Source organism: Asaia prunellae JCM 25354 (assembly GCF_000613885.1).
Classification (GTDB): Bacteria; Pseudomonadota; Alphaproteobacteria; order Acetobacterales; family Acetobacteraceae; genus Asaia; species Asaia prunellae.
In genome coordinates this window covers 125525-152046 of record NZ_BAJV01000003.1, presented here as the reverse complement: position 1 = coordinate 152046, position 26522 = coordinate 125525, and the positions used below count along the sequence as shown (strand labels likewise).

Below are 26522 nucleotides of genomic sequence, written 5' to 3'. Positions count from 1 at the left end.
TAATTATTACATATTTTGACTACGATAGTGCAACAATGCCACACTGCCCGCCTATCATTTCCTACGAAAAAACAGCTTCTTATCAATGCTTTATCGTATTTTCTGAAGATATCGGCATATATTACGCGCCGTCATATACCGTTTCGGATCAGAAATTACTATTCAGATCTGTAATTTAGGGGAGAGGTAGGCGTTAATGAATTCAGTCATGCCCCAATCAAAAAAAGCGGGGCCTGACGCCCCGCTTTTCAGCTCTTCCCTGCTTCCAGCGAAAGATCTAGTGCAACTGCCCCTTTGCTGAAGCCCGTGTCGCATGAAGATGGGCTTCCACTTCCGGATCAAGCTTCAGGAAGAAAGTAAGAATTGCACTGATGAAGTAGATAATCGAGTAGACGATCATCACACCCAGTACGCCGAAGGAAGGTTCGAAGATATAGACGATAGCCGGACCAATCCAGACGCTCGCACCAGCTCCCAGATTCAGCAACGACATGGCAGCTGCTTTGTTCTCAGGAGCGAGATAGGGCATCAGAGCGGAAAGAGGCACATAACCAGCCAGCGTCATGCCATAGAAAGCACCGGCGATCATGACAATGAAAAGATGATCCGGTCCAAGAAGGGTCGGTGCAAAATACAGAGCCATGGTGCTGAGAGTCGAACCGATACCGCCCATGATCATGGTGGTGTAACGCCAGCTCAACCGGTCGCTGATAATACCGAGAAAAAGGTTGAAAAAGATATTGCTGATGAAAATAGCCTGAAGAACAGCCAGCCACTGCCCCATGCTGAAATGCAGCGTATGCGTGAAATAAAGCGGCATGAACACCAGAAAGCCGAATTCAGCAGAGGTATTGATTGCACGAACGATACAACCGATACCGACTTTCGGGCGCTGCCAGCCAATAGCGAGCGACATGAACAGGGTTTTCATCGCGCCCTGGTTGCCAACCTGGACACGAGGCACGCGCTTCATTCCGAGCAGAGCAAGGCAACCACCAAAAACCACAAAGCTGAGTGCCACCCAAAGCGTCGCATAGCCACCAATGATGGGAAGAAGAATACCGGCGATAGTCGTGCCCATCGTTGGCAGACCTGCTGTGAAGCAGAACCAGAACCAGCCAACTGCCGAACCAAGTTTCTGTACCGGGGCTGTACTCACGACCCAGACAAGAAAGCCAAAAGCAAAAAGCGGATAGCCAAAGCCACGCAACCCGTAAAACAGGGTAATCAGTGTCCAGGATTTTGACGGAAGGGCAAAACCAAGAAAGCCGATCTGAAAAGCAATCCAGATACTCAGCCCGATCAACATGACCGTACGGCTGCCCCACATCTCGGAAAGTGCACCGGATGCCCAGGCAGAAATGGCTGCGGTCAGGCCATAAATGGTGAAAAGACCAGCAACATCGTGCTCATGAAACCCCAGGGAGACGAGATAAGGTGAAAGGTAACCACTTTCCACACCGTCACCGATCATGAAGATCAGCGTGCCGACAAATCCCCAGATCATGACCGGGGGAATACCGGCCCATGACACGAACCGTTCAAAAACCGTTTTCGGTTCGACATCTTGCAGAGTGCCGGTTGCAGACCGCGCCCCTCCAACGAATGTTCCGCCTGCCATTCTGTTTCTCCTGAGTCTCATGACAGGCATCTGACTGCCTGCTGTGTGTCTGGCCTGTCCTCCTTTGCGCGGGTTGGGTAAGTCCGGCAAATCACAAAAAAGAGTTATATATATCATACAATGTGTTTTTATGGGATATTTTCTACGATTTGATTGAGATCATATCAGAAGAAGTTATTTCGATTATAAAATGTATATACCGAAATTCCGTTTGTGCGACATGGGTCAATATTTTCGTTTAGTAGCAGTTTTCATTTTCCGATTAATAGACGCAAAAAGATACAAATCTGTTTACAGGCTTATGTTCCGGCATATTTACTCACACTTATATGATTTTTCACCTTTGAACGATCGTCATATTCGATAGATAGCCATGATGACGACAAAGAACTTTTCATTCCTAATTTCTGCAAGAATGACAGGTTTCTCTTTGTCACATCCTGCTCATGAATAGAGTTTAATACATATCATTTCAGCTGAAATTGTAACACTCCAATCCCGTTCACTCCGGGACCAAACAAGGGTCTTCCGATGACCACACGTAGCCAGCGCGCCAATGCCATACGCATTCTCGCAATCGATGCCATTTTCAAGGCTCAGTCCGGCCATCCGGGCACACCGATGGGCATGGCGGATATCTCAGAAGTCCTGTGGCGTGACATCATGCGCTACAATCCGGATAATCCGGACTGGTGCAATCGAGACCGCTTTGTCTACTCCAACGGGCACGGCTCGATGCTGCTTTACGCCCTGCTGCATCTCTCCGGTTTCGCGCTCACGATCGACGATATCAGGCAATTCCGTCAGCTCCATTCCAGAACCCCGGGCCATCCGGAATTCGGCTATGCACCGGGAATTGAGACAACGACAGGCCCGCTCGGGCAGGGAATCGCCAATGCCGTCGGTATGGCCCTTGCCGAGAAGACCCTGGCGGCGCAATTCAACCGCCCCGGCCTGCCGATCGTTGATCATCATACCTATGCCTATGTCGGCGAAGGGTGCCTGATGGAAGGCATTTCACACGAAGCCTGCGCTCTCGCGGGCACGCTCGGTCTCGGCAAGCTGATCACGATCTACGACCGCAACATGGTCACCAATGACGGGCCCATCGACGGCGTTTATACGGACGATACACGCAAGCGGTTCGAAGCCTATAACTGGCAGGTGATTGGTGAGATCGACGGCCACGACCCGGTAGCCGTTCTGGCAGCCCTCAACCAGGCCCGCGCCGAGACGGCACGCCCGACCATGATCATCTGTCGCACCACTATCGGTCAGGGCTGTTCCGAAGGCTATGCGGGCACGCACAAGGTCCATGGTGGCGTCTTGCCTGCCGATGAAATTGCGAAAATCCGTGAGCGCCTGAACTGGGCACATCCGGCTTTCGAAATTCCGGAAGCGATCTATCGCGACTGGGATCATCGTCCTGCAGGACGCGAAGCCGAGGCAGCCTGGAATACCCTGTTTGCACGCTACAGGGATGCTCATCCCGAGCTCGCTGCGGAATTCACACGCCGCCAGAACAAGGGCTTTCCCGAAAACTGGCAGAACCTGTCGCGCGAGTTCGTGAATGGCCTGCAGAAAGCACCAAGAGACATTCCGTCCCGCAAGGCCTCGCAAAATGCCATCGAGGCCTTCGCGCCGCATCTGCCGGAGATGTTCGGCGGCTGTGCCGATATCACGCCAAGCTGTCTGACACGCTGGTCAGGCTCCTCATCCGTCTGTTTTGACGCAGCAGGAAATTACGTCGATTACGGCGTGCGCGAATTCGGCATGGTCGCCATGGCAAATGGCATTGCGCTACATGGCGGCCTCATACCCTATACCGCCACGTTCCTGATGTTCATGGAATATGCACGCAATGCCGTGCGTATGGCCGCACTGATGAAGCAGCGTCAGATTCTGGTCTATACACACGATTCCATCGGTCTTGGCGAAGATGGCCCGACCCATCAGCCGGTCGAACAGATAGCCAGTCTGCGTCAGACACCCAATATGGTCACCTGGCGTCCCTGCGATCAGGTCGAGGCGGCAATCGCTTGGGTCAGCGCGCTCGAACGCCTTGATGGGCCAACGGCCTTCTCTCTGTCACGCCTTCCCCTCAAGCAACATGATCGCACTGACGCCCAGCTGCGTGATGCATGGCGCGGTGGCTATGTGCTTTCAGAATGTGAAGGGACACCTGATCTGATCCTGATCGCAACAGGCTCGGAAATGACACTTGCAATCGACGCTGCCGACGCTCTGCGCGCGAAGAAACTTGCCGTGCGTGTGGTCTCGCTCCCCTCACCCGAAACATTTGACGCTCAGGATGCTGCCTATCGCGAGCGTGTTCTGCCCGATTCCGTGCGGGCACGTCTCGCCATAGAAGCGGCCAGCACACTCTACTGGGCACGTTATGTCGGCCTGGATGGCGATGTAGTCGGAATGACAGGGTTCGGTGAATCCGGCCCTGCACAGGATCTGTTCCGTCATTTCGGCTTCACCGTCGAGAATGTGGTGGCCCATGCCGAAGCCGTGCTGACCCGTCTCAAGAACCGCAAGACCTCCTGACGCCTTTTTTCATCCTTCGTGGCGTGCCCGAACCAGGTACGCCACAATGATACTGGATTTTCTCATGGATCTATTTGATCTCTCCGGCGACATCGCCTTCGTAACCGGCGCGGGCAGCGGTATCGGACAGCAGATCGCCATCGGCCTTGCCGAAGCAGGCGCCTCGGTTGCCTGTTTCGACCTGCCCGGCTCACGCAAGGGACTGGACGAAACTGCTGACCGCATTCGTGACCTCAAGCGTTCCGCTCTTGTCTGCACCGGCGATGCCACGGATGAAACGAGCCTTGCAGACGCTATCGCAGCGACACAGACAGAACTCGGCCTGCTGTCTGTTGCCGTCAACGCAGCAGGGATTGCCAATGCAGCCCCCGCAGAAGAGATGGGCCGTGAGCAATGGCAGCGCGTCATTGATATCAATACAACCGGTGTATTTCTTTCGTCGCAGGCTGAAGGCCGGGCGATGCTTGCCAATGGACGCGGATCAATCGTTAATATTGCTTCGATGTCTGGCGTAATCGTCAATCGCGGGCTGATGCAGGCGCATTACAATGCCTCAAAGGCGGCGGTCATTCATCTCAGCAAGAGCCTTGCCATGGAATGGGCAACCCGCGGCGTGCGTGTCAACACAATCAGCCCCGGCTACACCGCCACCCCCATGAATACACGTCCCGAATGCTGAGCGCACAAAGGTATTCGAGAACGACACCCCCATGAACCGTATTGCTGCTCCACGCGAAATGGTTGGACCAGCCATTTTTCTTTCATCGCGTGCTGCTTCATTCTGCACGGGTGTTGATCTGCTCGTTGATGGCGGCTTCTGCTGCTGGTGATTTCGTCCGGAAATCCATCCCGCTTGCGGCAGAGAAGCGCAAGCTTTTCTACCCGTAAGTGTAGAAATATAACAGCCTCCTTGCCAAAATCCCGGCGACAGGAATCTACTGCCAGCGTTCATCAAACGACGCTCTGACCTTCAGGCTATTTGATAAAAAAAGCCGGAAGAGTTCCGCCTGCCGAGAAGATTTCATCAATACGATCGCAGGCAGACAGTGCTTCTGCAATGGTGACATCCATATCCAGATAACGGTAAGTACCAAGCCTGCCGAGAAACGATACACCCCGAACGTTACGGGCGTGCGCAACATAGCATTCCAAGAGTTCAGTCTCCTTCGCCAGACGAATAGGATAATAAGGAATATCCTCTTCGCCGCACAGGCGACTATATTCTCTAAAGCAAACTGTTTTACTAAACTGATCTGCTTCCCAGGGTGCGAAATGTTTATGCTCTGAGATACGTGTATAAGGGATCTGCTCATCACAATAATTGATGACCGCTGCCCCCTGATAATCACCCTCTCCCTCGATACGCTCAAAATCCAGCGTTCTGTATCCCAGTCGGCCGAATTTGAAACCAAAATATCGGTCAAGAGGTCCAGTATAAAAAACGTGAATAAATTTCTCTTCCACGTCTTCAAATCTGGTGCCAATTCGAATTTCTACATTGGGTATTTCAAGAATACGCTCTATTATCGATGTATAACCATCTTTAGGCATACCCTGATAGGTATGACTGAAATAGTTATCATCGTAATTGAACCGCAAGGGTAATCTCTTGAGAATGGATGCTGGCAATTCACGCGGGTCCATACCCCATTGCTTGCGTGTATAACCGTAAAAAAAAGCATGATAGAGCTCTGGTCCGATCATCGACAGAGCCTGATCTTCGAAATTGTCAGGGTCAAAGATTTTCTGGTCCGCTTTTGTACGGATGAAATCATAGGCTTCCCGCGGTGAAAATGTCTTGCCGAAAAACTGATTGATCGTCAGCAGATTGATTGGAAGCGTGTAGACACGCCCTCCGGATACGGCTTTGACGCGATTAACATAGGGCTCGAAATCACCGAAACGATTGACATATTTCCAAGCCCTCAGATTGGACGTATGGAAAATATGTGGCCCGTAACGATGGAGCATTATACCCGTTTTCGCGTCGCGCTCGGTATGGCAATTTCCCGCGAGATGCGACCGTTCATCGATCAGAAGAACCCTGTATCCCTTCTCAGACAGGTGGCGTGCGATGATTGCGCCACTGAACCCGGCACCGACAACGCAAAATCTCATTTTCAGGTCCTGAACATCTCTGGATTATTGAGCAAAGAAGGCCGCTGATGATCAGTACACTGATTATCCGTTCTGGCGTCGTATTAAACAGGATGGCGCCCGATTGATCCATAGAGTGAAGCATGAGGCATGAAAAAGTTTATACGCCCCACCATCATGACAGCCCCCCTTTGTCTGAAACCTGTCCCCTTCATGAAAAGGCAAGATATATTTTCCCCTCGCATACCGGGGCAAGAAATTAATTCTTGCTGCAAAGAGCGATTGGGGCGACAGACAAACCTGATACCCTGCATGAACTCCTTAGCAGCCAAGCCACGAGCGATCACCACCAGCATAAAGACAGGGAAAGATGCGTTATCTTGTGACAGGTGGAGCCGGATTCGCAGGGAGCCATATAGTGCTTGCCTTGCTGGACGCCGGTCATGACGTCGTTGTTCTGGATAATCTGAGCACCGGCCATCGTCAGGCAGTCCCTTCAGGTGTGAAACTATATGAGGTTGATCTTCTCGACGCAGCTGCGACTTCTGCAATTGTTGCCCAAGGGCCATGGGATGGCGTTCTCCATTTTGCAGCGCTCTCCTTGGTAGGAGATAGTATGCGTGATCCGTTTCACTATCTGCGTCAGAACTATCTGACCGCTCTCAATCTCGTGCAAAGCTGCGTTGAGCACAAAGTCCGGAAATTGGTCTTTTCATCAACAGCTGCCCTGTTTGGAGGACCTGAGCGCTCTGATCCCGTTCCTGCAACAGCTCCCATCCAGCCGGAATCGCCTTATGGCGAGAGCAAATTCATGATTGAGCGTGTTCTGTTCTGGGCGGATGCCGTCTATGGGCTGAGAAGCGCCTGCCTGCGATATTTCAATGCAGCCGGGTCCGACCCCTGTGGACGTGCAGGAGAGGATCATCGCCCTGAGACGCACCTCATTCCATTGACTATCGATGCCATGCTTGGTCGTCGACCGGCTCTGAAAGTGTTCGGCACGGATTATCCCACACGCGATGGCTCCTGCATCCGGGATTATATTCATGTCACCGATCTGGCAGATGCGCATATTCGGGCATTGGGGCAAATCGATGACCGATCCGTAACCTATAACATAGGCAACGGACAGGGATACTCCACTCTGGAAGTCATACAGAGTGTCGAGCGAATCAGTGGTCGCAAGGTGCCATGGGAGGCTGCACCGCGTCGGGCTGGCGATCCAGCAACACTCGTAGCTGATTCCTCGACTTTGAGGAAAGAAACAGGGTGGACGCCGCATTTCGACACTCTGGATCGCATTGTGGAAACAGCCCTGATCTGGCGTGAGAAACACCCAACCGGTTATGGCATCTGATCCGAGCCATTCGGGGCTGCCTCTTCTTCAAAAGCCCGGCCTCCTTGCCTGGGCAGAAACAAGACAAGAAAAATGAAAAAAATCCGCCCTCCCCTGTTGCCAAAAGAAATCAGGACTGGTAGTTCCCCGTTCACCGAAGACGAGGACGTCAACGACCTCCTCCGAAACCGGTGCTGAAGCTGAAAAGCTTCATGCGGGTGTAGCTCAGTTGGTTAGAGCGCCGGCCTGTCACGCCGGAGGTCGCGGGTTCGAGCCCCGTCACTCGCGCCATTTCTCATGCAAATCCAGAAAAAGTGCTCTGTTCTTTGGGGTAAAGTCTCTTCCTCAACTTGATGAATAGAGGAACTGGAAATGTCGTATTTTCCGGCTGATGCATTCAGGTAGCCAGATACGCATCCAGAACCTCATTGGTTTCACCATCCATGCGAATGCGGCCCTTATCAAGCCAGATCAGACGCGTACACCAGCGGCGGATGATTTCAGGCTGATGCGAGGACATGACAAGTGTATCGGCATCCTGCACCAGATTTTCGATACGCTTTTTTGCCTTTTCGAGAAATGTGATGTCACCGGCCATAAACCACTCATCCATAAGCAACACGTCTGGCGTAATGGACGTTGCCAACCCGAATGCAAGACGCACCAGCATACCACTGCTATAGGTCTTGACCGGCAAAGCCAGAAAATCACCAAGCTCGGCAAATTCTGACACATCTCGCACAATCAGCCTGTCTGAGCCTTGCCGAAACCATGAGACAGACAACGCAGACGAATATTTTCCATACCCGTCAGCTCCATGTTCATGCCAAGCTGAGTGTCGAGCAAAGTGCCGATCGACCCGCATACCCGCACACGCCCCGAGACGGGCTCGTAAATCCCTGCAAGCGCACGCAGCAATGTCGTTTTTCCTGCACCATTGCCACCGATGAGACCAAGGCGCTCGCCCTTTCCGAGAACAAAGCTGATTTCCCTCAACACATCGACTGTCACGCGATGACGGGCATCTTCCACCAGAGCGCTGCCGGCACGCTGGCCGGTACGGTTAGCGACTGCATGAGCCATTGAGCGTTTCAGCGTCCGGTTTTCGGAATGATAGACCGGGAATTGAAGGCTCAGTCGGTCAACAAGAATTCTGGTCATGATCAAACCCAATAAGCAATACGGGCGCGAAAGCGGGCAAAAAAGAAAATAGCTGCCACCACCAACACGGCACTGTGAGCAAGAGCCGCCTCCCAGATAAGCAAAGGCAAAGACTCACCCAGCAACGGTGCACGGATGATGGCGAGCAAAGGATAGAACGGATTAAGCAACAGCCAGCCTGCCAGTGTTCCTACCAGCTCGGGCCTCCAGATCACCGGCGTAACAAAGAAAAAAACCTGAAGCAGCGAAATGACGATCGGTGGAATATCACGGAAGCGCGCGCCGAGAAGCCCAAGAGACAACATGACGGCGAAGCTGTCGATACTCCACAGAACCAACGCGGGCAGAACAAGCCAGCCCCTGCAGGGAACAACATGAAAGATCAGAAACACAACTAGCACCACAACGGCATTATGCGCCAGTACCAGCAGGTTTCTTACAATTGCCTGAAGGGCAAAGACACTGAACGGTGTACGCGCCGACTGGATCAGCCGGGATGATTGCGAAAAGACGGTCGTACTCTCCGCAAGCAGGGTAGAAATATACCCCCAGAGAACGAGAGACATTGCCAGAAACGGAAGATAATCCTTCAGGACCATCCCGAAGAGCTCGGCATAAAGAAAGCCCAGTGCTGCTACCATGACCCCGGTCGTGATCGTCAGCCAAAAAGGCCCGAGCATAGAACCACGATACCGCATTTTGATATCGAGCCAGCCAAGGGTCACAGCCAGCGGTAGAAGACGAAACCCCTGACGCATATCCTCGAATGCCGCCTTGAAGCGCGTCCATCCTGAAGCAGGAAACAGATCAAGTACCGTCTCCCTGTCGCCCGCCCTTGGCTGCGTCATGTCCATAGTTTAGTGCCTCATGCTTGACCGGAGCTGAAGCTCTAGCCTTTCAGGCGCATCCCTCCAAGAGCCAGCTTTCTGAACAATCGCCTTTCGTACACCGGGCATCTTCACCTGCCACCCGGGAGTTGGATCCTCTTAATGGCTTCGTCTATGATCCTGGTTCAACGCGCGAGGTTCTCCAACGGATATGACCGGTGCCGATTACTTCATGATCTGCTTCGTTTTTGTGGGCTACGCAATCGGTCCGCTTCTGGCTGGACTGCTCGTCCGCCGGATCAACAAGTCAGATATATTCGATTCATCCGATGACTAGAAACACGCTTTCTTTCTCAGAAAGGAGAAGAAAATCATCAAAAAACGACATTCATTCCCTGCCTGGCGATGATGAAGCGAAAACCGTCAGCATTACCGGCGTCGAGTTGCGCCTTGATACGGGCCTCTGCGGGGAGACCTGCCGTAAGCGATGGCTTGATATGAGACACCAGAACAGGGAAATCCTTCATGGGAACACCCGCAGTCATTCTGAGTGATGTCAGCTCACGCAACAGCCAGGCAGGGGTCATATGGCCATAGAGCTGCTTATCAGACCTACTGTTATCATAAGAGCATTCGATGATGATCCCATGGAGTTCATGGGCCCGGATCAGCGGCGCAACCTCTTTCCACAGCGCCTCCAGATCATGACTATGCTCGACTGTATCCGGCCCCGTATCACCAAGATAAAGCATCGCATCGGAGCCTGAACGCACCAGAAACGCGGTCGATTCCACACCGCCATGACTTAACGGATAGGCCACCGCACTTAACCCCGTTCCTGCCAGGGTCACGCTGTGCCCTGGCATCAGCTCATGATAGTGAAACAATCCTAATGTTGCTTTACGCCACGATCGGCCAGATTGGGCCAGACGCGATGATTGAACAGATGATCCTGCATGACAGACAACACCGAGGGGAGCGCGTAGATCGGCTTTCCCGGATCGTCCGGAGAGATCGCCATCAACCCCGCGACATGATCAAGATGGGCATGGCTCAACAGATAGCTCTGGATGACATGATGGATCAGCGCTCCGACACGTGAGGATGCCGGATCATAGGGCAGAGCGATACGATCGAAATCATGTGCTTCATCAGCCTTCATGATTCCGTTCATGACTGTGCCGGCATCAAGAAGCACCCCTACATCCGCACCTTGCTCGCGCAGCAGGTAGGCACTCAGATTGCCATCTTCGAGACCGCCATGCGCACCAAGGACCGTTATCTCGAAACCTCTCGCCAACGCATTTGCGGCAGAAAACATAACAAGGATAGCCAGACTAAAAAAGAGAACGATTTGTCTGAGCATGCTGCGCATATATTTTTTTTCCTGCTCCCTCTGCCAAAGAGGTTATCCCTTTCCAGCTATAGGCATCATTCGTTTCAGGCAAGAACAGAAGGCTTCAGACAGAAGCAACCCGGATTGACACTCATGAGAAGGAAAAACAGAACATATTGCCAAGATATCATAAATAATACAGAACAATCACAAAAAATTATTCGCACTTAAAGTAAAAATAATATGGAGCAATGGTGAGGTATCTTCCTTTTTACAGAAGAATTATATCCTTTATCAGCCCGTTTTTCGTGCTGTGCATCACCGCACTGAGCGGTTGTGATACGCCACAAAAAGACGGTTCCTGTACAATCAGTACCCTAGGGGTGTTACCCCTCTACACATCGCATCATTCACCGGTTGTAAAAGCAACAATCAATAAACAGCCGGTACTTTTTGAAGTCGATACTGGTGCGTTCAACAGCGTCCTGAGCGAGCAGTACGCCAGAAAGTTCGACGTCACCTACGCTTCCAGCATGGTCAGAACGGTCGGTGCCAAAGGGTCAGAATTCCAGCACGTTGTCCAGGTAGATGACATTGGCCTTGGCGGAGCGACAAACACGAACCATGCTTTCACCCTGACGTCACTGCAATTCGAGCCTACCAGACCACCCTTGCCCCCTCTGGTCGGTCTGCTTGGTGCAGAAATCCTGCTGGCCAGTGATCTCGTGATCGATATGCCCCATCACAACATGCAGCTGCTCGACATGAGGCAATGTCCATATCCGGCTCCGCTATGGAAGGGGACGATGCATATCATACCGATCGATCGTAACCTCGATGATATGAAACTTCACCTTCATTTCACACTTGATGGCGGCGCACCGATACGCGCCGTGTTTGATACAGGAGCCTCACACACTGTTCTGCCGGTCAGAATTGCCCACAGACTTGGTGTCACCGATGAAATGTTGAAAAAAGATCCCTCTACCACCAATTTCAGCGCCATTGGCGATGATAAAACCACCGTTTATCGTCATCATTTCAAGACCATGACCCTTGGCGATTTTACAATCTCCGATCCGGAAATTCTCATCAACGATAATGATATACTCGATTATGCCCTGTTCGGTGCGGATTTTCTCCGCCAGCACCGTGTATGGATCACAACCGGCCAAGTCATGTACGTACAGCATGTCTCTGAAATTCCGCCAGGCAACACGGATCAACCTTCTGCCCGCTAGGCCAGAGACAGACACCAAATGGTGCTGCACAGCAGAAAGCACCATTTTTCACTTGCATCAGGCGCCCGGCTCGCGACATGCGGTGCATGCCATACGCCGTAAAGGAACTCTTCGCGACACTTCAGGGGGAAGGTGCCCATACCGGGCGTGCCTCCGTATTCTGTCGCTTTGCCGGATGCAATCTCTGGTCGGGCCGTGAAGAAGACCGTCACAAGGCCGCCTGCCAGTTCTGCGACACCGATTTCATCGGCACAGACGGCGAAGGCGGCGGTCGTTTCGCCAATGCAGAGGACCTTGCCCGGGCTCTTGTCACATGCTGGGAAGCAGCTTCTGCCGATTCTGAACGGCGTTATGTTGTCTTTACCGGAGGTGAGCCGCTTCTGCAGATCGATGCAGCCCTCGTTTCAGCCGTGCACAAGGCCGGGTTCGAGATTGCCATCGAAAGTAACGGCACGATCCGGGCCCCGGAAGGCATAGACTGGATTTGCATCAGCCCCAAACCGGCCAGCACCCTCGTGCAATGTTCGGGACAGGAGCTGAAACTTGTCTTCCCACAGGAAAGCCTGCCGCCGGAACTGTTCGAAAGCTGGGACTTTACCCATTTCTGGCTCCAGCCCATGGACGGTCCGGAGCGAGTGGCAAATACGCAAAAAGCTGTGGCCTATTGCCTGAAAAATCCGCGCTGGCGCCTGTCGCTGCAAACCCACAAGCTGATCGGGATTCCCTGATGCTCTCCAACGACAAGGCGATCGTTCTGTTTTCCGGTGGTCAGGACTCTGCCACCTGCCTTGCCTGGGCGCTCGACCGCTTTACCCATGTCGAGACACTTGGCTTTGACTACGGGCAGCGTCACGCCATCGAACTCGAATGTCGGGACCAACTGCGTGACTCCATGATCCAGGCAAAGCCGGAATGGGGTGAGAGGCTGGGTGACGATCATACGCTTGATCTGTCCGTTCTGGGTCAGATTTCCGACACAGCGCTTACGCGCGAAGCTGCCATCGAAATGAACGAGAACGGCCTGCCTTCAACCTTTGTACCAGGCCGAAACCTGCTCTTTCTGAGCTTTGCCGCCACGCTGGCCGTAAGACGCAACGCACGGCATATTGTCACAGGCGTCTGCGAAACCGACTATTCCGGTTATCCGGACTGCCGGGATGATACGATCAAGGCATTACAGGTTGCACTCAATCTCGGTATGGAAACACGCTTCGTTCTGCACACGCCGCTTATGTGGCTCGACAAGGCAGAAACCTGGCAGCTTGCCGAGAAACTGGGGGGCAAAGATCTGGTTTCGACGATCAATCGTGACAGCCATAGCTGCTACATGGGCGATCGCAGCCATAACCATGACTGGGGATATGGGTGTGGCACTTGTCCTGCCTGCGAACTGCGTGCTAGGGGATGGTCAAGCTATGTCAGCGCTTGAACTGAGCTTTACCCGTCGTTTCAGCATGGGGCATCGTCTGATCGCAGGGAGCTCGGAGCGTTGTGCCGTACCTCACGGCCACAACGAATTCGTCACAGTCACCCTTCAGGCATGCACCCCGGCCAGGCTTGATGGCAAATGCAATATGGTCGTGCCTTTTGCCGAAGCGAAAACACGCTGGCACGATTTTATCGACACGCGTCTGGATCACGCCTTTCAAATTTCTTCTTCTGACCCCCTGCTGGCATGGTTCATCGAGAATGAACGGCCCGGACTGACAGACTTGTCGTAACGCCAGGCGATCCTACTACCGAGCTGATGGCGGCCCTGCTCTATGCCAAGCTGCAGGCTTTTCTGCATGAAGACGGGGACATACTTTGCTGTACCAGCCTTACGCTGGAAGAGACTCCGACGAATACGGTCAGGCTGACAGGCTCTCCTGATGCCTATCTTCCATCAACGTCAGGCCCTCCCGAAAAGTATTGGTGGCACCGCGCTGATTTGTCTCTTTCAGATCTGGCCGGCACATCCTGACGCGTAGGGCGGAACACTGAGACCAGGATTCAAGACGCTCAGTGTGACTGAGACCATTCCTGACCAAGCAGCTGGACGTGAACACGAAAGGCTCCATGATCATCTGTCTTGACGTCCGGGAGTGTCTGGGAAGACGCCTTGATCTCTTTGCCAGGTGTCAAACCATTATTCCGGGGGGGGCGTCGCGTTTTCGCTCATGACCCTTCTCCTTTAATATAAGACAGTGAAGGAACATGGCGCCATTAAAGGTCTTCATGCAGCAAGGGTGCATGGCAACTGTCGCGTTCCTTGCCATTGAAACGTCGAATTATACGCGAGGTTCGACAGATAAATGACCACTCCTCGTTATTTTCCTTCATTATCCTCTCCCGGCAAGGAAACGAGCAGATCAGGACCTCATCTGTCCTGAGAAAAGGAGCCATACGACTCGATGCGCCTGCGTGTTATTGATCTGGAGACTTCGGGAAGTCATCCCGCCTCTTCGGAAGTCATCGAGTTTGGCTCGGTAGATCTTGTTCTGCATGAATCAGGCTGGCAGATAGAGCCACCCCATACGCAGCTCTTCTGCCCTCAGGCTCCGCTGACACCAGAAACACAGGCCGTCCATCACCTGATGGAAGAGGATTTCAACACGGAACTGCCCTGTGCAACGCCAGAAACACTCTCCGCACTCATCCAGCGTGCCCCCGCCCCGTCTATGCTGGCCGCACATCATATCGCTTTCGAGCGACATTTCCTGACGGATGAGATGACTGGCGGCCTGCCTTGGCTCTGCACCCTGCGTGCCGGACAGAAACTATGGCCTGACGCGCCTCGTCACACAAACCAGATCCTGCGCTACTGGCTCAGGCTTGACCTTGACCGTCATATGGCGAGCCCGGCCCATCGCGCAGGACCCGATGCCTATGTGACGGCTCATATCCTTCAGCGCCAACTTGCCCTGGCCTCACCAGAGGAGTTGCTGAGGCTTACCCAGGCACGACATATCCGGCGCGGTGTTGCACTACGTGCAGGGAGAGACCTGCATCGTCAGGAACAGCTGTTTTCCTGATCTCTTTCTTCGCATCAGCGGGAAGAAAACTGAAAAGGTCACATATCATCCCGTATGCCAGATTTTGCTGCCTCCCGGGCAAGAGACAAGCGGGTGATGTCACGTCAACCGACCTCAAAAGAAAGCGCTCACAGATTCCTTGAGTCATCCTAAAAGATACGAATTTTTTGACGATATACCCCGTGACACTCTGGGTATCCGGGATAAAGAAAATCAACAGGCAATTTTCTTTCAGCCCAACCCCAGATTAAAAGATGGCAACTTCGGAACAACAATACGTCCTGCACCTAGGAGGCCGTGGCTAATCGATAGGGTCAATGAGAAATGAGTAAATCCGGTTCAATCAAACTTACTCTCATTCCGAAAGACGTTCTCATTATAAGGTATATTCTTATGACGAGCGTTCTCGATCCCGACGATGCTCGAGATGTAGAGGCGATAAATGGTTTCACATTCAAAGAACTTATGCCTGTTATATCAAAAGTCGATAGCGCTATTTATCCGCTCGGCCGAGAGACAAACAATCTTTCTCTTACAATTGACGAATGGCTTATCCTGAGAGACTGCTACATTACAAGTGTTGGAGGTATAGGCATATGGAGAACTTATGAGAGCATTTCTCCGTTCACGGAGGATGATTTCAACGAATGCGAGGAGAGATTTTTTCTTGCTCGAAAATTAGCGGATGAAGACGATTACTGTGATGAGAAGCTGCCGGAAAATGAGTGATCCATCGCCGCCGTTTTTACGTTAACCGACTTCAGTCGAGTGTCTTGTGTTTATGCCGAGATCTGGCTCCATCAACAGATCGTCTCATACGAGACCGCAACGCCCGCTCGAGCAGCATCTCCTATGTAAGACGAAAGCTCAGCGAAAACGGAAATCCAGCCACATTGCATGAGTGATCGACTCACGCGGAAATCGGTGCCGTTTGTAGCTCACAGATGATGCTTTCATTGCCCCCCATGCCCAACTTAACGGGACAGCACCGAACCGGGAAACAGCTTACATTCACGTGACTTAATATTGCCACCACGCCTTTCATCTTTCGACCTGACGCGCGCAACGGGTGGGCGAACGGCTCAAAACCGACTAGACAGACCGGGCCAGCCCACTTGCATCAGACTGGATCAGCCGTGCGCTTCATCGACACATTCGACATCCATTCTTTCACGGATTCGAGCATCAGCCTGCTCAGCGCCTTCGTTTTTGGCACACTGATCGGCGCTGAAAGGCAATACCGGCAACGCACGGCAGGAGTGCGCACCAATGCACTCGTTGCCCTCGGTGGGGCGGCCTTCGTCGATCTGGCACAGCGCCTTGCGGGCGATGTCGAATCGCTGCGCGTTATTGCCTATGTCGTCTCGGGAATCGGGTTTCTGGGAGCGGGAGCGATCATCAAGGAAGGCGCCACCGTGCGCGGCATGAATACAGCGGCAACACTCTGGTGTTCGGCTGCTGTCGGTGCCTGTGTGGGAAGCGATATGCTGGCAGAAGGGTTTCTGCTGACCTTTTTCATCATTGCGGGCAATACCCTGCTCCGACCTATTGTGCGCGCCATAGATCGTATTCCTCTCCAGACCAAATCGATGGAAGCCGGTTATGTGCTTCGCGTCGTGACCTGCCGCCAGTCTGTCCAGGAAATGACGGCCCTGCTCAAGGAACAGCTCGAAGAGGCCGATTACACAATCGGCAAGCTCTCCCTGAGTGAAGAGGAAGAAGAACAGGCTGCCATCAATGTCAGCCTCATGGTCTCCTCAAATGGACCTGTTATACTCGAAACGCTCATTTCGACTCTCATGAGCGATAGTCGCGTTGTCGCTGCATCGCTCTCTCTCAACGCTGATACCTGAAAACCAGAGCCGGATTCAGGGAGCCGGTGGTGGAACAGCGATCCTGACTAGGAGCCAGGGACGCTGCTCCTTGTTCACCCCACCATGAAAGGCGGGCTGACGAGACCATTGGCCAATCGTGGCATAGAGCGTGTTGTTGCTATAGGCCAGGCCATCGGGCGCAATCAGACGGGGATCATGGGCAACAACCGAGATTGTGCCATCAGGTGCCCGGACAAGAATGCCATGACGCTCGATATCTGTAAGAAACAGGCGTCCATCCGGTGCGGTGGCCATACCGTCACCCATGCCGGCCTCCCCCTCATCCTTCACGCTGAACTCAATCTCGGTTTCTGTCGCCTTGGGGTCGGCAAGGACAGTGGTAGGCGCAGAATAGAGTTCGCGGCTGGTCAGTGGCTGCCAAAACAGGGTCTGCTGGTCGGCACTCAGCCCGATCCCGTTTGCCCCGGCCTGCGCCATTGTCGGATGATCAGGATCATATCGTGAGGCCCTGCCATCAAGCACGGCCAGAAAACCGCGACGTGGCATGACAGGGATGGTATCTGCCAGAATGCGCCGCTGTGTTCCGTTCGCGATATCCACCACAATAAGCGCTGGATGCACAGTCAGGAGGAATCTGTAATGAACGCCGTGCCGCGATCTCCGTGAGTCAGGTCAATACGCAGATCATTCGGATGACTGTCCGAACGCAATGCAGGCGCCGACAGAGGAATTTCCTCAACGATACGCGCTGAGCCCGGATCGATGTGAATAAGTCTCGCTGCACCCGGTACCGTGCCTTTATCGGCCAGAATACCTTCATCGAGCACCCAGAGCTGACCATTGGCATCGACAGTCATGCCAAGGGGAGAGACAAACCTCGCCTGACTGTCAGCATCGGGAAAAGGTGTAATCGTGCCATGATCAAACAGGGCAAGTCTCGGCCCCTGATGATCATGCAGACTGCGCGGAAATCCAAGCACAAGGCGATGATCGGGAAGTATGGCGATACCTGAGGGTTGCGCCTCCTGAAACCGGCCGATCACCTCAACATTGGTTGACGGTGCATAACCCTCGTCAATGCTGTCGCCCCCTATGGGAGCGGGCATACCACCCTGTGCCCAGGACAGTGCGGGGCAGAAAACGGCAAGTGCCGCTGACATCATCAGTGTATTCAAGGCAAGACGCGTTTTCATATTCCCTCTTCCTGTCCATCATGAAAGAGATCGGGGGCCTTCGCGTCAAACCACAGCGGCGTGAAACTCAGCCCTTGAGTAAGGACATGATCTCGGCACGTAACGCAGCATCACGCTGCCAGGTGCCACGCACTACGGTCGTTACCGTGCGGCTGCCCACATTGCGTATGCCGCGCATGGCCATGCACATGTGCTCGGCCTCGACCAGAACCATGACAGCCTTGGGTTCCAGCACCTCGATGATGGAGGCAGCAATCTGATCCGTCAGGCGTTCCTGAAGCTGTGGACGGCGCGCCAGCACATTAACCGTGCGCGCAATCTTGCTCAGCCCGGTCAGACGACCACCTTCCGGAAGATAGGCACATGCGCCTTGCCGAAGAACGGTAGCAGATGATGCTCGCACATGGAGTGAAAGCCGATATCGCGCACAATCACGGCACCTTCATGCTGATCGGCCAGAAACTGCTTGTGCAGATGCTCGCGCGGATCTTCATGCAGACCGCCCAGCACATCGAGATACATGCGCGCCACGCGGCCCGGCGTCTCGAACAGACCTTCGCGATCAGGATCTTCACCCAGAGCCTGAAGGATCTCACGCACCGCCCCGGCAATGCGCATTTCAGCATCTTCAGGTTTTGCGATCGGTGCGATGGGGCGTTCCCCACCCTGCCCCTTGTGGCGGGCGGCATCCAGCGCCACGAGATCGGCAGTCGGTTTGGTCATTTCTGGTCCTCGGCAATGCAAGACGGATCTTCCGCGCAGGGGACAACGTCATCAGCCTCGCGGGGGAGCCTGTCCAACATGTCCGATACGGAAAGTCCACTGATTTTCTGTGCTGATGCGATTTCGGCAAGGGGAACAAGTACGAAGGCCCGCTGCGCGATGCCCTGATGCGGGAGGGTAAGAACAGGATTCTCGATCTCCTGCGCGCCCAGATAGAGCAGATCGACATCCATCGCTCTCTGTCCCCACCGTACGGAAGGCACACGGCCAAGACGGGTTTCGATCTCCTTGCACACACGCAAGAGCGCCATGGCATCAAGACTGGTCCTGCCCGTAACGCAGAGATTGTAGAAATCCGGCTGTTCCACCCCGCCCCAGGGGGCCGTGCGATAGAGGCTGGATACAGCTTCGATTTCAAGTCCTGGCGTCAGACCAAGCCAGGTCACGGCAAGCTCAAGTGCACTTTTGCGATCGCCCATATTGCAGCCGAGCGAAAACCCGACCGGCAGAAAGCGCTCTTGCGTCGTCTCGACGCTGACCATGCCAAAAGGATGAGCAATCGGCGCGCCCGGCTTGTTCACGCGCACTGTCAGGCGTGCAATGGTCGGAAAATGCGCAAGAAGATCCTGTGCAATACGATCGGCGAGCGTCTCGATCAGACGCACCGGTTCACCGGCAGCAAGCGCAATCACCCGATCGCAGAGTGAGGCGTAGCAAACGGCAAACTGGTAATCATCATCGCGCGTTGCACGCGCCGTATCGACAGTGACCACAAGGTCGATGAGGAATTTCTGACCGAGCCGGGTTTCTTCAGGCAGAACGCCATGCCGCCCGAAAACCTGGAGGCCATCGAGACGGATGATTGACTGACTCATGACACTGCTGGCTTCCTGCTCTCGGCACCCGGCCTTCCAAGCAGAGAGGCAATCCGCACCGCATCAACATGCGGCGCAACATCATGTACGCGCAGAATGGACGCACCACGAGCCATACCGCAGAGATTGGCTGCCAGTGTCGCGGCAAGACGTTCATCCACTGCACGACCAAGTAAACGGCCGAAAAGGGATTTGCGTGAAAGCCCAAGCAGAACGGGCATGCCATACTCTTCACGCAATGCGCTGATCAACCGGATGCTTTCAAGATTTTGCGGGTCAGTCTTGCCAAACCCTACACCCGGATCGAGCATGATATGCTCACGTCGGATACCTGCACGCATGGCCTGCGACAAAAGCGCATCAAAATAGCGCCGGAATTCGTCATGCAGATCAAGACCCGGATCGATGGTCTCACGATTATGCATCAACACGGCAACAGCACCGCTTTCTGCCATGACAGAGGCCATGGCAGGATCGCGCTGCATCCCCCAGACATCGTTGATCATGACTGCCCCGGCACGGACGGCCTCGCGAGCGACACTGGCCTTGTAAGTATCTATGGAAAGAAATTGCGGTTCATCGCGTAACGCCAGAATAACCGGGCGCGTTCGGGCAATCTCCTCGGATGCAGGGACAAAATCTGCGCCGGGCCGCGTTGATTCCCCACCGATATCAATCAGTGCGGCTCCGTCTGTCACCAGGCGCCGCGCATGGGCCACAGCCTGATCCGGGCCATCGTGCTGTCCGCCATCGGAGAATGAATCGGGCGTCGTATTAAGGATACCCATGATGAGCGGGCCATAGGTCTCATGCGCGGCCCGTACCGCTGCAACGAGCGCATCACGCCTGTCTTGCCATCGAGCCTTCTGCATCGCGGAACCCGCCGCCACCATACCATCCATTCATATCAGGACCCGGAAAGATCACGCTCATAAAGTATGGGAGCAGACAGGTCCAGAAAAACGAACCGTCTCCGGCTGACGCTGTTCTAGAAAGAAGAAGGAGACGCCCCATGACCAATGACCAGTTTGACACCCCCTTGTTCGACGGTGAAGACAACAAGCACCAAAGTGCTCGTGCCTTGGCAGAAGCTGCCTTGCGCGCCGAGGAAGAAGGGGACCAGGAAAAGGCTGAACAGCTTTTTCGTCAGGCGGAAGCCGCTGATCCGTCTGCTCTGGAGAGCGTTCTGCTCGAACGGCGCAGTGAGCATCCCGGCTTCACGCCACAGCCCGCCTCAAAGGATGAGGAGATTGCGGCCATGAGCCGTACGATAACCCCGGAGCGCCATAGCCCACCCTCCGAAGCCATAGACGAAAACTACTGAACCGCTCGCCTGTCACCGGTCCAGTACAGAGCGGTCCTGCATCCGGGCTGGTCAGACGATCGAATGAATCCATCCATGAACATCGTTCGTCTTGCCCGACTGGATCTCGGTAAGTGTTTTCTTGAGACCAAGCGAGACGTCGCCAGGTGTCTTGCCATCGCCGAAAACGGCTTCTCCCTGACGTCGGCGCAACGAACCGATCGGGGTGATAACGGCAGCAGTTCCACAGGCAAAAGCTTCCCTGTAGCGGCCTGACGCGGCACCGGCAAAGACCTCATCGATCTCGATCGGCGTCTGCTCGATTTTCAGACCATGATCCTTGGCAAGCTGAAGAATGGCATCACGCGTAATTCCTGGCAGGATGGTGCCGGTCAGAGGCGGGGTAACAAGCGTGTTGTCATCGCGCAGGAACATGACATTCATACCGCCCATTTCTTCAACGAAGCGCTGTTCACGACTGTCAAGAAACAGAACCTGATCACACCCATGACTCTGGGAGTCCCGCTGGGCCACAAGGCTGGCAGCATAATTGCCGCCACATTTGGCAGCACCCGTACCACCAGGCGCGGCGCGGGTATAATCCTCGGACACCCAGACCGATACGCAGCCTGAACCAAAATAGGCACCTACAGGACAGGCGATAACAACAAAGAGATATTCAGAAGCGGGTTTCACGCCAAGGAAAGCCTCGGTCGCAATCATGAACGGGCGCAGATAGAGGCTCTTGCCTTCTCCTTCAGGCACCCAGTCACGATCCATTTTCACCAGCTCGTCCACGGCCTGGATGAAGATTTCCTGCGGCAGATCAGCCATGGCCATCCGAGCTGCAGAGGCACGGAAGCGTTTGGCATTCTCTTCCGGACGAAAAGTCACAATGCTTCCGTTTCCGGTACGATAGGCCTTCATGCCTTCGAAGATTTCCTGAGCATAATGCAGAACAGAAGCAGCAGGATCGAGAGAAATCGGTTTGCGTGCTGTAATCCTTGCATCATGCCAGCCACGACTTTCACTGTATTTCACGACGGCCATGTGATCGGTGAAAATACGGCCGAAAGCGGGGTTGGCAATAAGATCTGCACGATGATCCGCAGGTGTCGGATTACTCGTTGGCTCTATATTGAAATGCGGTGCTGCGCTTTCGGAAACCATGGTCTGTTCCATCTTCTGGTCGATTATGGGGGCACTCTATCCCGTTCGCCGCATCTTGACACCCTTTGATAGGCAGAGAGAAGAACGCGATCTGTGCCTGACCGTATCGTGATGCCGGGATTTCATACCGGCAGCGCCTCATCCGGAAATCGCAAAACGGCCAGCAAAATCTGAAAGGGCCTTCATGAGCGCATCGACCCCCATCCGGACCCTCACACCTCTTGCCATAAGAGCACAAAAGGGCAAGACGCCTCTCGTCTGCCTGACGGCCTATACTACCCCTATTGCTCGCCTCGCCGATGCCACCTGTGACATCGTTCTGGTAGGAGACAGTGTTGGCATGGTGTTGCATGGTCTGCCTTCGACGCTGGGCGTCACGATGGATATGATGATCATGCATGGCAAGGCCGTCATGCGCGGCATGGACAGAGCGCTTTGCGTGGTGGACATGCCATTCGGAAGTTACGAGGAAAGCCCTGCCCAGGCTTTTCGCAATGCCTCACGCCTTCTGGCGGAAACGGGTGCAGCGGCCGTCAAGCTTGAAGGTGGCGTTCATATGAAGGAAACCATCGCTTTTCTGGTTGCGCGCGGTGTACCGGTAATGGGTCACATAGGGCTGACCCCGCAGGCTGTGAATGTGCTGGGAGGCTACAGGGTGCAAGGGCGTAACGAAGACGCCCAGCGCGTGATGGACGATGCACATGCAGTCGAAGAGGCAGGCGCCTTTTCTATCGTGCTTGAGAAGCTGCCGCGAAACCTCGGTTCTGCTATCACAACCCGCCTTGGGATCCCGACGATCGGTATCGGCGCCGGGCCGGAATGCGACGGACAGATTCTTGTAATCGATGACATGCTGGGCCTTTTTGCCGAATTCAAGCCGAAATTCGTCAAGCGATATGCCTCGCTTGCCGATAATGCCGCGACAGCCCTTGCAACCTATGCCCAAGAAGTACGCGAGCGCAGCTTTCCCGGGCAGGAACACAGCTTTGGAGACAATGCGTGATCTATCGCTCTATCGAGACATTGCGGCGCGCCATTGCCACAAGACGCGCCGAAGGGGATCGGATCGGGCTGGTACCCACCATGGGTGCCTTGCATGAAGGCCATATAAGTCTCGTGCAGGAAGCCGAGAAAACATGCCAGCACGTGATTGTCTCGATCTTCGTCAACCCGCGCCAGTTCAACAGCCAGACCGATCTGGCCCATTATCCACGGACAGAAGCAGATGATATCGCCCTGCTTGACGGGCGATGCTCACTGTTCATTCCCTCTGTCGAAACCATGTATCCCTCGGGCTATTGCACCAGCGTACAGACAGGAGGCTGGCGGAACGCCTGGAAGGCGCCCATCGCCCCGGCCATTTCGACGGCATGGCAACAGTGGTGACCAAGCTGCTGACCATCACTGGCCCCGACCAGGCCTTTTTCGGCGAAAAGGACTGGCAACAACTCCAGATTGTGCGTCGCATCGTGCAGGATCTGAATCTGCCTGTCGACATTGTCGCCTGCCCGACTCTTCGTGAACCTGACGGTCTGGCCCTTTCATCACGTAACCGTCGTCTTTCGCATTCGGCGCGAGAAATCGCCCCGAAGTTACATACCATCATGCAGGATACGGCTCTGGCAATCCGGACAGGTATGGAGACAGACGCGGCACTCGCTGCAGGAAAGGAAGCATTTGCTCATGCCGGGTTTGGACCGGTCGATTATCTGGAATGCTGCCACGCAGAAACGCTGGAACCTGCCAGACCGGGCTCTGCCCCCCTGCGTCTGCTGGCTGCGGCTTTTCTCGGATCTGTGCGTCTGATTGACAATATCGTTATTTAGCACAGGCTAAATCACATGCCATCATAAGCTCATGGTGAGGCCCGGTCATTGATACCGGGCCTCCGGCCTCCCTCTCGGAGGGACGCTCATGTACAAGATAGGTATGCAAGCATGTCGCTTCCGCTTCAGGACAAGATCGCTGCCGTAACAGGTGGCGCTTCCGGCATCGGTCTGGAATGCGTCCGTCATCTCATCGCCAGTGGCGCTATCGTCTATATTCTCGACCGTGACAAAGCCGGGATGGACAAGGCCCATGCCGAGCTGGGCGAAAGGCTGCACGGTATTGAGGTCGATCTGTTCCGTCATGCCAGTATCCAGCAGGCTGTAGACAAGATCCTTTCCAGTCAGGGCCGCCTCGATATCATGTTCGCCAATGCCGGCGCCTATGTTGGTGGCGATGCGTGGGAAGGTGATCCGGATGCATGGGATCGCATGCTCAACCTCAACATCAATGCCGCGCTCCACTCGGCGCGCTGCGCCATGAAACCCATGATGAAACAGGGCAGTGGCGATATCATCATCACTAGCTCGGTTGCCGGCGTCGTACCGGTCGTGGCTGAGCCAATCTATACTGCCTCAAAACACGCCATTCAGGCTTTTACCCATACCTGCCGTCGTCAACTCGCTCCTCATGGTGTACGTGTCGGCGCCATCCAGCCCGGTCCGGTCGTCACCCCCCTGATCGATGACTGGGACCCCGAGCGCCGCAAGGCTGCACTCGAAGGCGGCGGCATGATGCAGCCTTCTGACGTGGCAGAAGCACTGATCTTCATGCTCACACGCCGCCGTGGTACGACCGTGCGCGATCTGGTCCTCCTGCCCACAGGCTTTGATATCTGATCGCCTCTGCAAGCCGGATATTGCCCTGAAACAACAATAAGACCCCGCCTTTCACGGCGGGGTTTTTTATTCTCTGTCGACCGGATTTCAGCTCCTCAGAAGAAGCAGGCAAAACACACATGCTTCTTCTGACATACAAGAGGCAATAAATGCGATTGACTCTCAGTTGCGCAGTCTCTAGAGCCTCTGCCGATCCCATGGGGTCGGAGCACAGGCTTGCGTCAATGGAGTGCGCCCATCCTCAGCAGATCGAACCGCGCAGCGTCGCGTCCGAAATCAGGTCCGAACGGAAGCAGTCCATTCTGGCCGTTGCGTCAGTCGCGCCGTGCCATGGTGACCATGCATCGGTATGTCGGACTCATCCTGGCACCACTTCTGGTTGTAATCGGGCTTACTGGCAGCATCAGTGTATTTCGCACCGAACTTGATCATCTGCTGAATCCCGATCTCTGGATCACGCACAACGCCGATCGGCAATTACCCCTTCCCTTCATTATCGAGACGATCGCCAGAACCCATCCCGATCAGCCCCTGGTGGCCATCGAGTATCGTCCGGCTCCCGGGGGCACTCTTCATGCCTATCTTGCCCCGGCACGCACTCTTGCAGGCCTCCCGAAACCTGACGAGATCTTTCTCGACCCTGGCGATGCCCATGAGCTGGGAGGGCGCGTGGCAGAAGGATGCTGCCTGAACCGGCGCCTCCTCATGCCTTTTATCTACAGGCTTCATTATTCGCTGGCAGCTGGCTCGACAGGCCTCTGGATTGTCGGAGTCACGGCACTCATCTGGGCCCTTGATTGCGTCAACGGGTTCTTGTTGACCCTGCCCCCTGTAACGCCACCCTGGAAAAGAAAGTTCTGGACCGGCTGGAAACCAGCCTGGCAGATTGCCCACCCCAGAAACATGCTGCGCCTGTTTTTCGATCTGCATCGCGCTTTCGGATTATGGCTCTGGCTCATTCTGTTTGGCATGGCAATCAGTGGTGTCGCACTGGCCCTGGGTCCGCAGCTGTTCCAACCAGTCATCCGCACCTTCTTTCCTGTCGCAGCCATGATGCCTGAAATACCCTGCCCCAGCGGCGCGCATGCACCAGATCTCGAAGAAAGCGAGGCGCTTGTCAGAACCCATGCCCGTGAACATGGCTGGGACGCACGCCCCGCCGCAGTCATGCTGACCCATAACCCCGAACGGGCGCTCTTCTATCTGTTCAGCGATACGGGAGAGATCCCTTCAGGTTTTGGCAGCCCGCTTATTACCATCGCACTGGATACAGGGGCGATCGTACAGACAACCATTCCACCGGAAGGAAAACTGGGTGATCTGATCCTGCAGTTTCAGGATCCGTTCCATAGCGGGCGTCTTGCAGGAATGGTCGGGCGCATTCTGGTTTGCCTGAGCGGAATCGTGACTGCTCTCCTCTCGGTTACGGGAGTTCTGATCTGGGAGCGCAAGAGACGCGCAAGGCGCTTCCGGAAATGACAGCCTAGATAGTCTGACATCACAAAATCTTGAGGAAAAATGGAAAACAGGAACATTCATGTCCGGGGAGACTTTCTCACATATTCGTGAAG

The 26522-nt window shown here is 54.4% G+C and carries 25 protein-coding genes, 1 tRNA gene and 4 pseudogenes; 18 read left to right on the top strand and 12 right to left on the bottom strand.

Annotated features, from left to right (window positions below; all coding sequences use genetic code 11):
• Positions 1 to 277: 277 nt before the first annotated feature.
• The gene (locus JCM25354_RS03660) at positions 278 to 1621 is read right to left on the bottom strand and encodes an MFS transporter (RefSeq protein ID WP_084294620.1); all 1344 of its coding nucleotides are present in this window, start codon (positions 1619 to 1621) and stop codon (positions 278 to 280) included.
• Positions 1622 to 2152: 531 nt separating this feature from the next.
• Between JCM25354_RS03660 and tkt the strand changes: the two genes are divergently transcribed.
• From tkt to JCM25354_RS22920, 3 genes are all read left to right on the top strand, one after another.
• Complete coding sequence (gene tkt / locus JCM25354_RS03655) at positions 2153 to 4174, top strand: transketolase (RefSeq protein ID WP_025884997.1); 2022 nt, start codon at positions 2153 to 2155, stop codon at positions 4172 to 4174.
• A gap of 64 nt (positions 4175 to 4238) precedes the next feature.
• Positions 4239 to 4853 carry an SDR family NAD(P)-dependent oxidoreductase gene (locus tag JCM25354_RS16400; RefSeq protein ID WP_199899895.1) on the top strand — a complete coding sequence of 205 codons (615 nt, stop codon included), beginning with the start codon at positions 4239 to 4241 and terminating at the stop codon, positions 4851 to 4853.
• Complete coding sequence (locus JCM25354_RS22920; RefSeq protein WP_279379540.1) at positions 4834 to 5004, top strand: SDR family oxidoreductase; 171 nt, start codon at positions 4834 to 4836, stop codon at positions 5002 to 5004. Before JCM25354_RS16400 ends, JCM25354_RS22920 begins: the two co-directional genes overlap by 20 nt.
• 145 nt (positions 5005 to 5149) lie before the next feature.
• Here JCM25354_RS22920 and glf read toward each other — a convergent pair whose 3' ends face one another.
• Complete coding sequence (gene glf / locus JCM25354_RS03645; RefSeq protein WP_025884996.1) at positions 5150 to 6292, bottom strand: UDP-galactopyranose mutase; 1143 nt, start codon at positions 6290 to 6292, stop codon at positions 5150 to 5152.
• A 349-nt stretch (positions 6293 to 6641) separates the two neighbouring features.
• Between glf and galE the strand changes: the two genes are divergently transcribed.
• Both galE and JCM25354_RS03635 read left to right on the top strand, forming a co-directional pair.
• Positions 6642 to 7628: a UDP-glucose 4-epimerase GalE gene (gene galE, locus JCM25354_RS03640; protein ID WP_025884995.1), complete on the top strand. Its 987-nt coding sequence runs from the start codon at positions 6642 to 6644 to the stop codon at positions 7626 to 7628.
• Positions 7629 to 7821: 193 nt separating this feature from the next.
• A tRNA-Asp gene (locus JCM25354_RS03635) sits at positions 7822 to 7898 on the top strand.
• 106 nt (positions 7899 to 8004) lie between these two features.
• Here JCM25354_RS03635 and JCM25354_RS23695 read toward each other — a convergent pair.
• Together JCM25354_RS23695 and JCM25354_RS03625 are read right to left on the bottom strand one after the other, a co-directional pair.
• Positions 8005 to 8768: pseudogene (locus JCM25354_RS23695) on the bottom strand (ABC transporter ATP-binding protein).
• Between the two features lie 2 nt (positions 8769 to 8770).
• Positions 8771 to 9622, bottom strand: coding sequence for an ABC transporter permease (locus JCM25354_RS03625; RefSeq protein ID WP_025884994.1), 852 nt, complete (start codon positions 9620 to 9622; stop codon positions 8771 to 8773).
• A gap of 184 nt (positions 9623 to 9806) precedes the next feature.
• Between JCM25354_RS03625 and JCM25354_RS22915 the strand changes: the two genes are divergently transcribed.
• Complete coding sequence (locus JCM25354_RS22915) at positions 9807 to 9932, top strand: hypothetical protein (RefSeq protein WP_279379537.1); 126 nt, start codon at positions 9807 to 9809, stop codon at positions 9930 to 9932.
• A gap of 37 nt (positions 9933 to 9969) precedes the next feature.
• Here JCM25354_RS22915 and JCM25354_RS22080 read toward each other — a convergent pair whose 3' ends face one another.
• Positions 9970 to 10461, bottom strand: a complete 492-nt coding sequence (locus tag JCM25354_RS22080) for an MBL fold metallo-hydrolase (RefSeq protein ID WP_243443870.1) — start codon at positions 10459 to 10461, stop codon at positions 9970 to 9972.
• 23 nt (positions 10462 to 10484) lie between these two features.
• On the bottom strand, positions 10485 to 10970 hold the full coding sequence (locus JCM25354_RS22075; protein ID WP_243443869.1) for an MBL fold metallo-hydrolase: 486 nt from the start codon (positions 10968 to 10970) through the stop codon (positions 10485 to 10487).
• Between the two features lie 269 nt (positions 10971 to 11239).
• Between JCM25354_RS22075 and JCM25354_RS03610 the strand changes: the two genes are divergently transcribed.
• From JCM25354_RS03610 to JCM25354_RS03570, 7 genes and pseudogenes are all read left to right on the top strand, one after another.
• Positions 11240 to 12172 carry an aspartyl protease family protein gene (locus JCM25354_RS03610; RefSeq protein WP_159103436.1) on the top strand — a complete coding sequence of 311 codons (933 nt, stop codon included), beginning with the start codon at positions 11240 to 11242 and terminating at the stop codon, positions 12170 to 12172.
• Positions 12173 to 12258: 86 nt separating this feature from the next.
• Positions 12259 to 12900, top strand: a complete 642-nt coding sequence (queE, locus tag JCM25354_RS03605; RefSeq protein WP_025884992.1) for a 7-carboxy-7-deazaguanine synthase — start codon at positions 12259 to 12261, stop codon at positions 12898 to 12900.
• Entirely contained in the window at positions 12900 to 13601 is a 702-nt protein-coding gene (queC, locus tag JCM25354_RS03600; RefSeq protein WP_025884991.1) for a 7-cyano-7-deazaguanine synthase QueC, read from the top strand. Before queE ends, queC begins: the two co-directional genes overlap by 1 nt.
• Positions 13588 to 14135: pseudogene (locus JCM25354_RS16385) on the top strand (6-pyruvoyl trahydropterin synthase family protein). The gene queC and the pseudogene JCM25354_RS16385 overlap by 14 nt, the downstream one beginning before the upstream one ends.
• A gap of 430 nt (positions 14136 to 14565) precedes the next feature.
• Positions 14566 to 15186 (top strand): exonuclease domain-containing protein, encoded by a 621-nt coding sequence (locus tag JCM25354_RS03580; RefSeq protein ID WP_025884990.1) that lies wholly within the window; start codon positions 14566 to 14568, stop codon positions 15184 to 15186.
• Positions 15187 to 15579: 393 nt separating this feature from the next.
• Positions 15580 to 15915, top strand: coding sequence for a hypothetical protein (locus JCM25354_RS03575; RefSeq protein ID WP_148301362.1), 336 nt, complete (start codon positions 15580 to 15582; stop codon positions 15913 to 15915).
• Between the two features lie 407 nt (positions 15916 to 16322).
• On the top strand, positions 16323 to 17039 hold the full coding sequence (locus tag JCM25354_RS03570) for an MgtC/SapB family protein (RefSeq protein ID WP_025884988.1): 717 nt from the start codon (positions 16323 to 16325) through the stop codon (positions 17037 to 17039).
• 15 nt (positions 17040 to 17054) lie between these two features.
• On the opposite strand, the gene JCM25354_RS16380 is transcribed toward JCM25354_RS03570, so the two are convergent.
• From JCM25354_RS16380 to folP, 5 genes and pseudogenes are all read right to left on the bottom strand, one after another.
• The gene (locus tag JCM25354_RS16380) at positions 17055 to 17642 is read right to left on the bottom strand and encodes an SMP-30/gluconolactonase/LRE family protein (protein ID WP_279379536.1); all 588 of its coding nucleotides are present in this window, start codon (positions 17640 to 17642) and stop codon (positions 17055 to 17057) included.
• A gap of 2 nt (positions 17643 to 17644) precedes the next feature.
• Complete coding sequence (locus tag JCM25354_RS22910; protein ID WP_279379535.1) at positions 17645 to 18214, bottom strand: L-dopachrome tautomerase-related protein; 570 nt, start codon at positions 18212 to 18214, stop codon at positions 17645 to 17647.
• Positions 18215 to 18281: 67 nt separating this feature from the next.
• Positions 18282 to 18832, bottom strand: a pseudogene (folE, locus tag JCM25354_RS16375) (GTP cyclohydrolase I FolE).
• A gap of 101 nt (positions 18833 to 18933) precedes the next feature.
• Positions 18934 to 19812, bottom strand: a complete 879-nt coding sequence (gene folK, locus JCM25354_RS03555) for a 2-amino-4-hydroxy-6-hydroxymethyldihydropteridine diphosphokinase (RefSeq protein WP_025884987.1) — start codon at positions 19810 to 19812, stop codon at positions 18934 to 18936.
• Entirely contained in the window at positions 19809 to 20714 is a 906-nt protein-coding gene (gene folP / locus JCM25354_RS03550; protein WP_025884986.1) for a dihydropteroate synthase, read from the bottom strand. The genes folK and folP overlap by 4 nt, the downstream gene beginning before the upstream one ends.
• Before the next feature lie 110 nt (positions 20715 to 20824).
• Here folP and JCM25354_RS21555 point away from each other — a divergent pair, with 110 nt between their 5' ends.
• Entirely contained in the window at positions 20825 to 21136 is a 312-nt protein-coding gene (locus JCM25354_RS21555; RefSeq protein ID WP_025884985.1) for a hypothetical protein, read from the top strand.
• 51 nt (positions 21137 to 21187) lie between these two features.
• Here JCM25354_RS21555 and JCM25354_RS03540 read toward each other — a convergent pair whose 3' ends face one another.
• The gene (locus JCM25354_RS03540; RefSeq protein WP_025884984.1) at positions 21188 to 22285 is read right to left on the bottom strand and encodes a branched-chain amino acid aminotransferase; all 1098 of its coding nucleotides are present in this window, start codon (positions 22283 to 22285) and stop codon (positions 21188 to 21190) included.
• 184 nt (positions 22286 to 22469) lie between these two features.
• Between JCM25354_RS03540 and panB the strand changes: the two genes are divergently transcribed.
• The 4 genes and pseudogenes from panB (at position 22470) to JCM25354_RS03520 (ending at position 26430) form a co-directional block, all read left to right on the top strand.
• A complete protein-coding gene (gene panB / locus JCM25354_RS03535) occupies positions 22470 to 23288 on the top strand; it encodes a 3-methyl-2-oxobutanoate hydroxymethyltransferase (protein ID WP_025884983.1) in 819 nt (272 codons plus the stop codon).
• Positions 23285 to 24111 (top strand): annotated as a pseudogene (gene panC / locus JCM25354_RS16370) (pantoate--beta-alanine ligase). The gene panB and the pseudogene panC overlap by 4 nt, the downstream one beginning before the upstream one ends.
• Before the next feature lie 111 nt (positions 24112 to 24222).
• A complete protein-coding gene (locus JCM25354_RS03525) occupies positions 24223 to 24951 on the top strand; it encodes an SDR family oxidoreductase (RefSeq protein WP_025884982.1) in 729 nt (242 codons plus the stop codon).
• Positions 24952 to 25167: 216 nt separating this feature from the next.
• Positions 25168 to 26430 (top strand): PepSY-associated TM helix domain-containing protein, encoded by a 1263-nt coding sequence (locus tag JCM25354_RS03520; protein WP_148301361.1) that lies wholly within the window; start codon positions 25168 to 25170, stop codon positions 26428 to 26430.
• Positions 26431 to 26522: the final 92 nt, after the last annotated feature.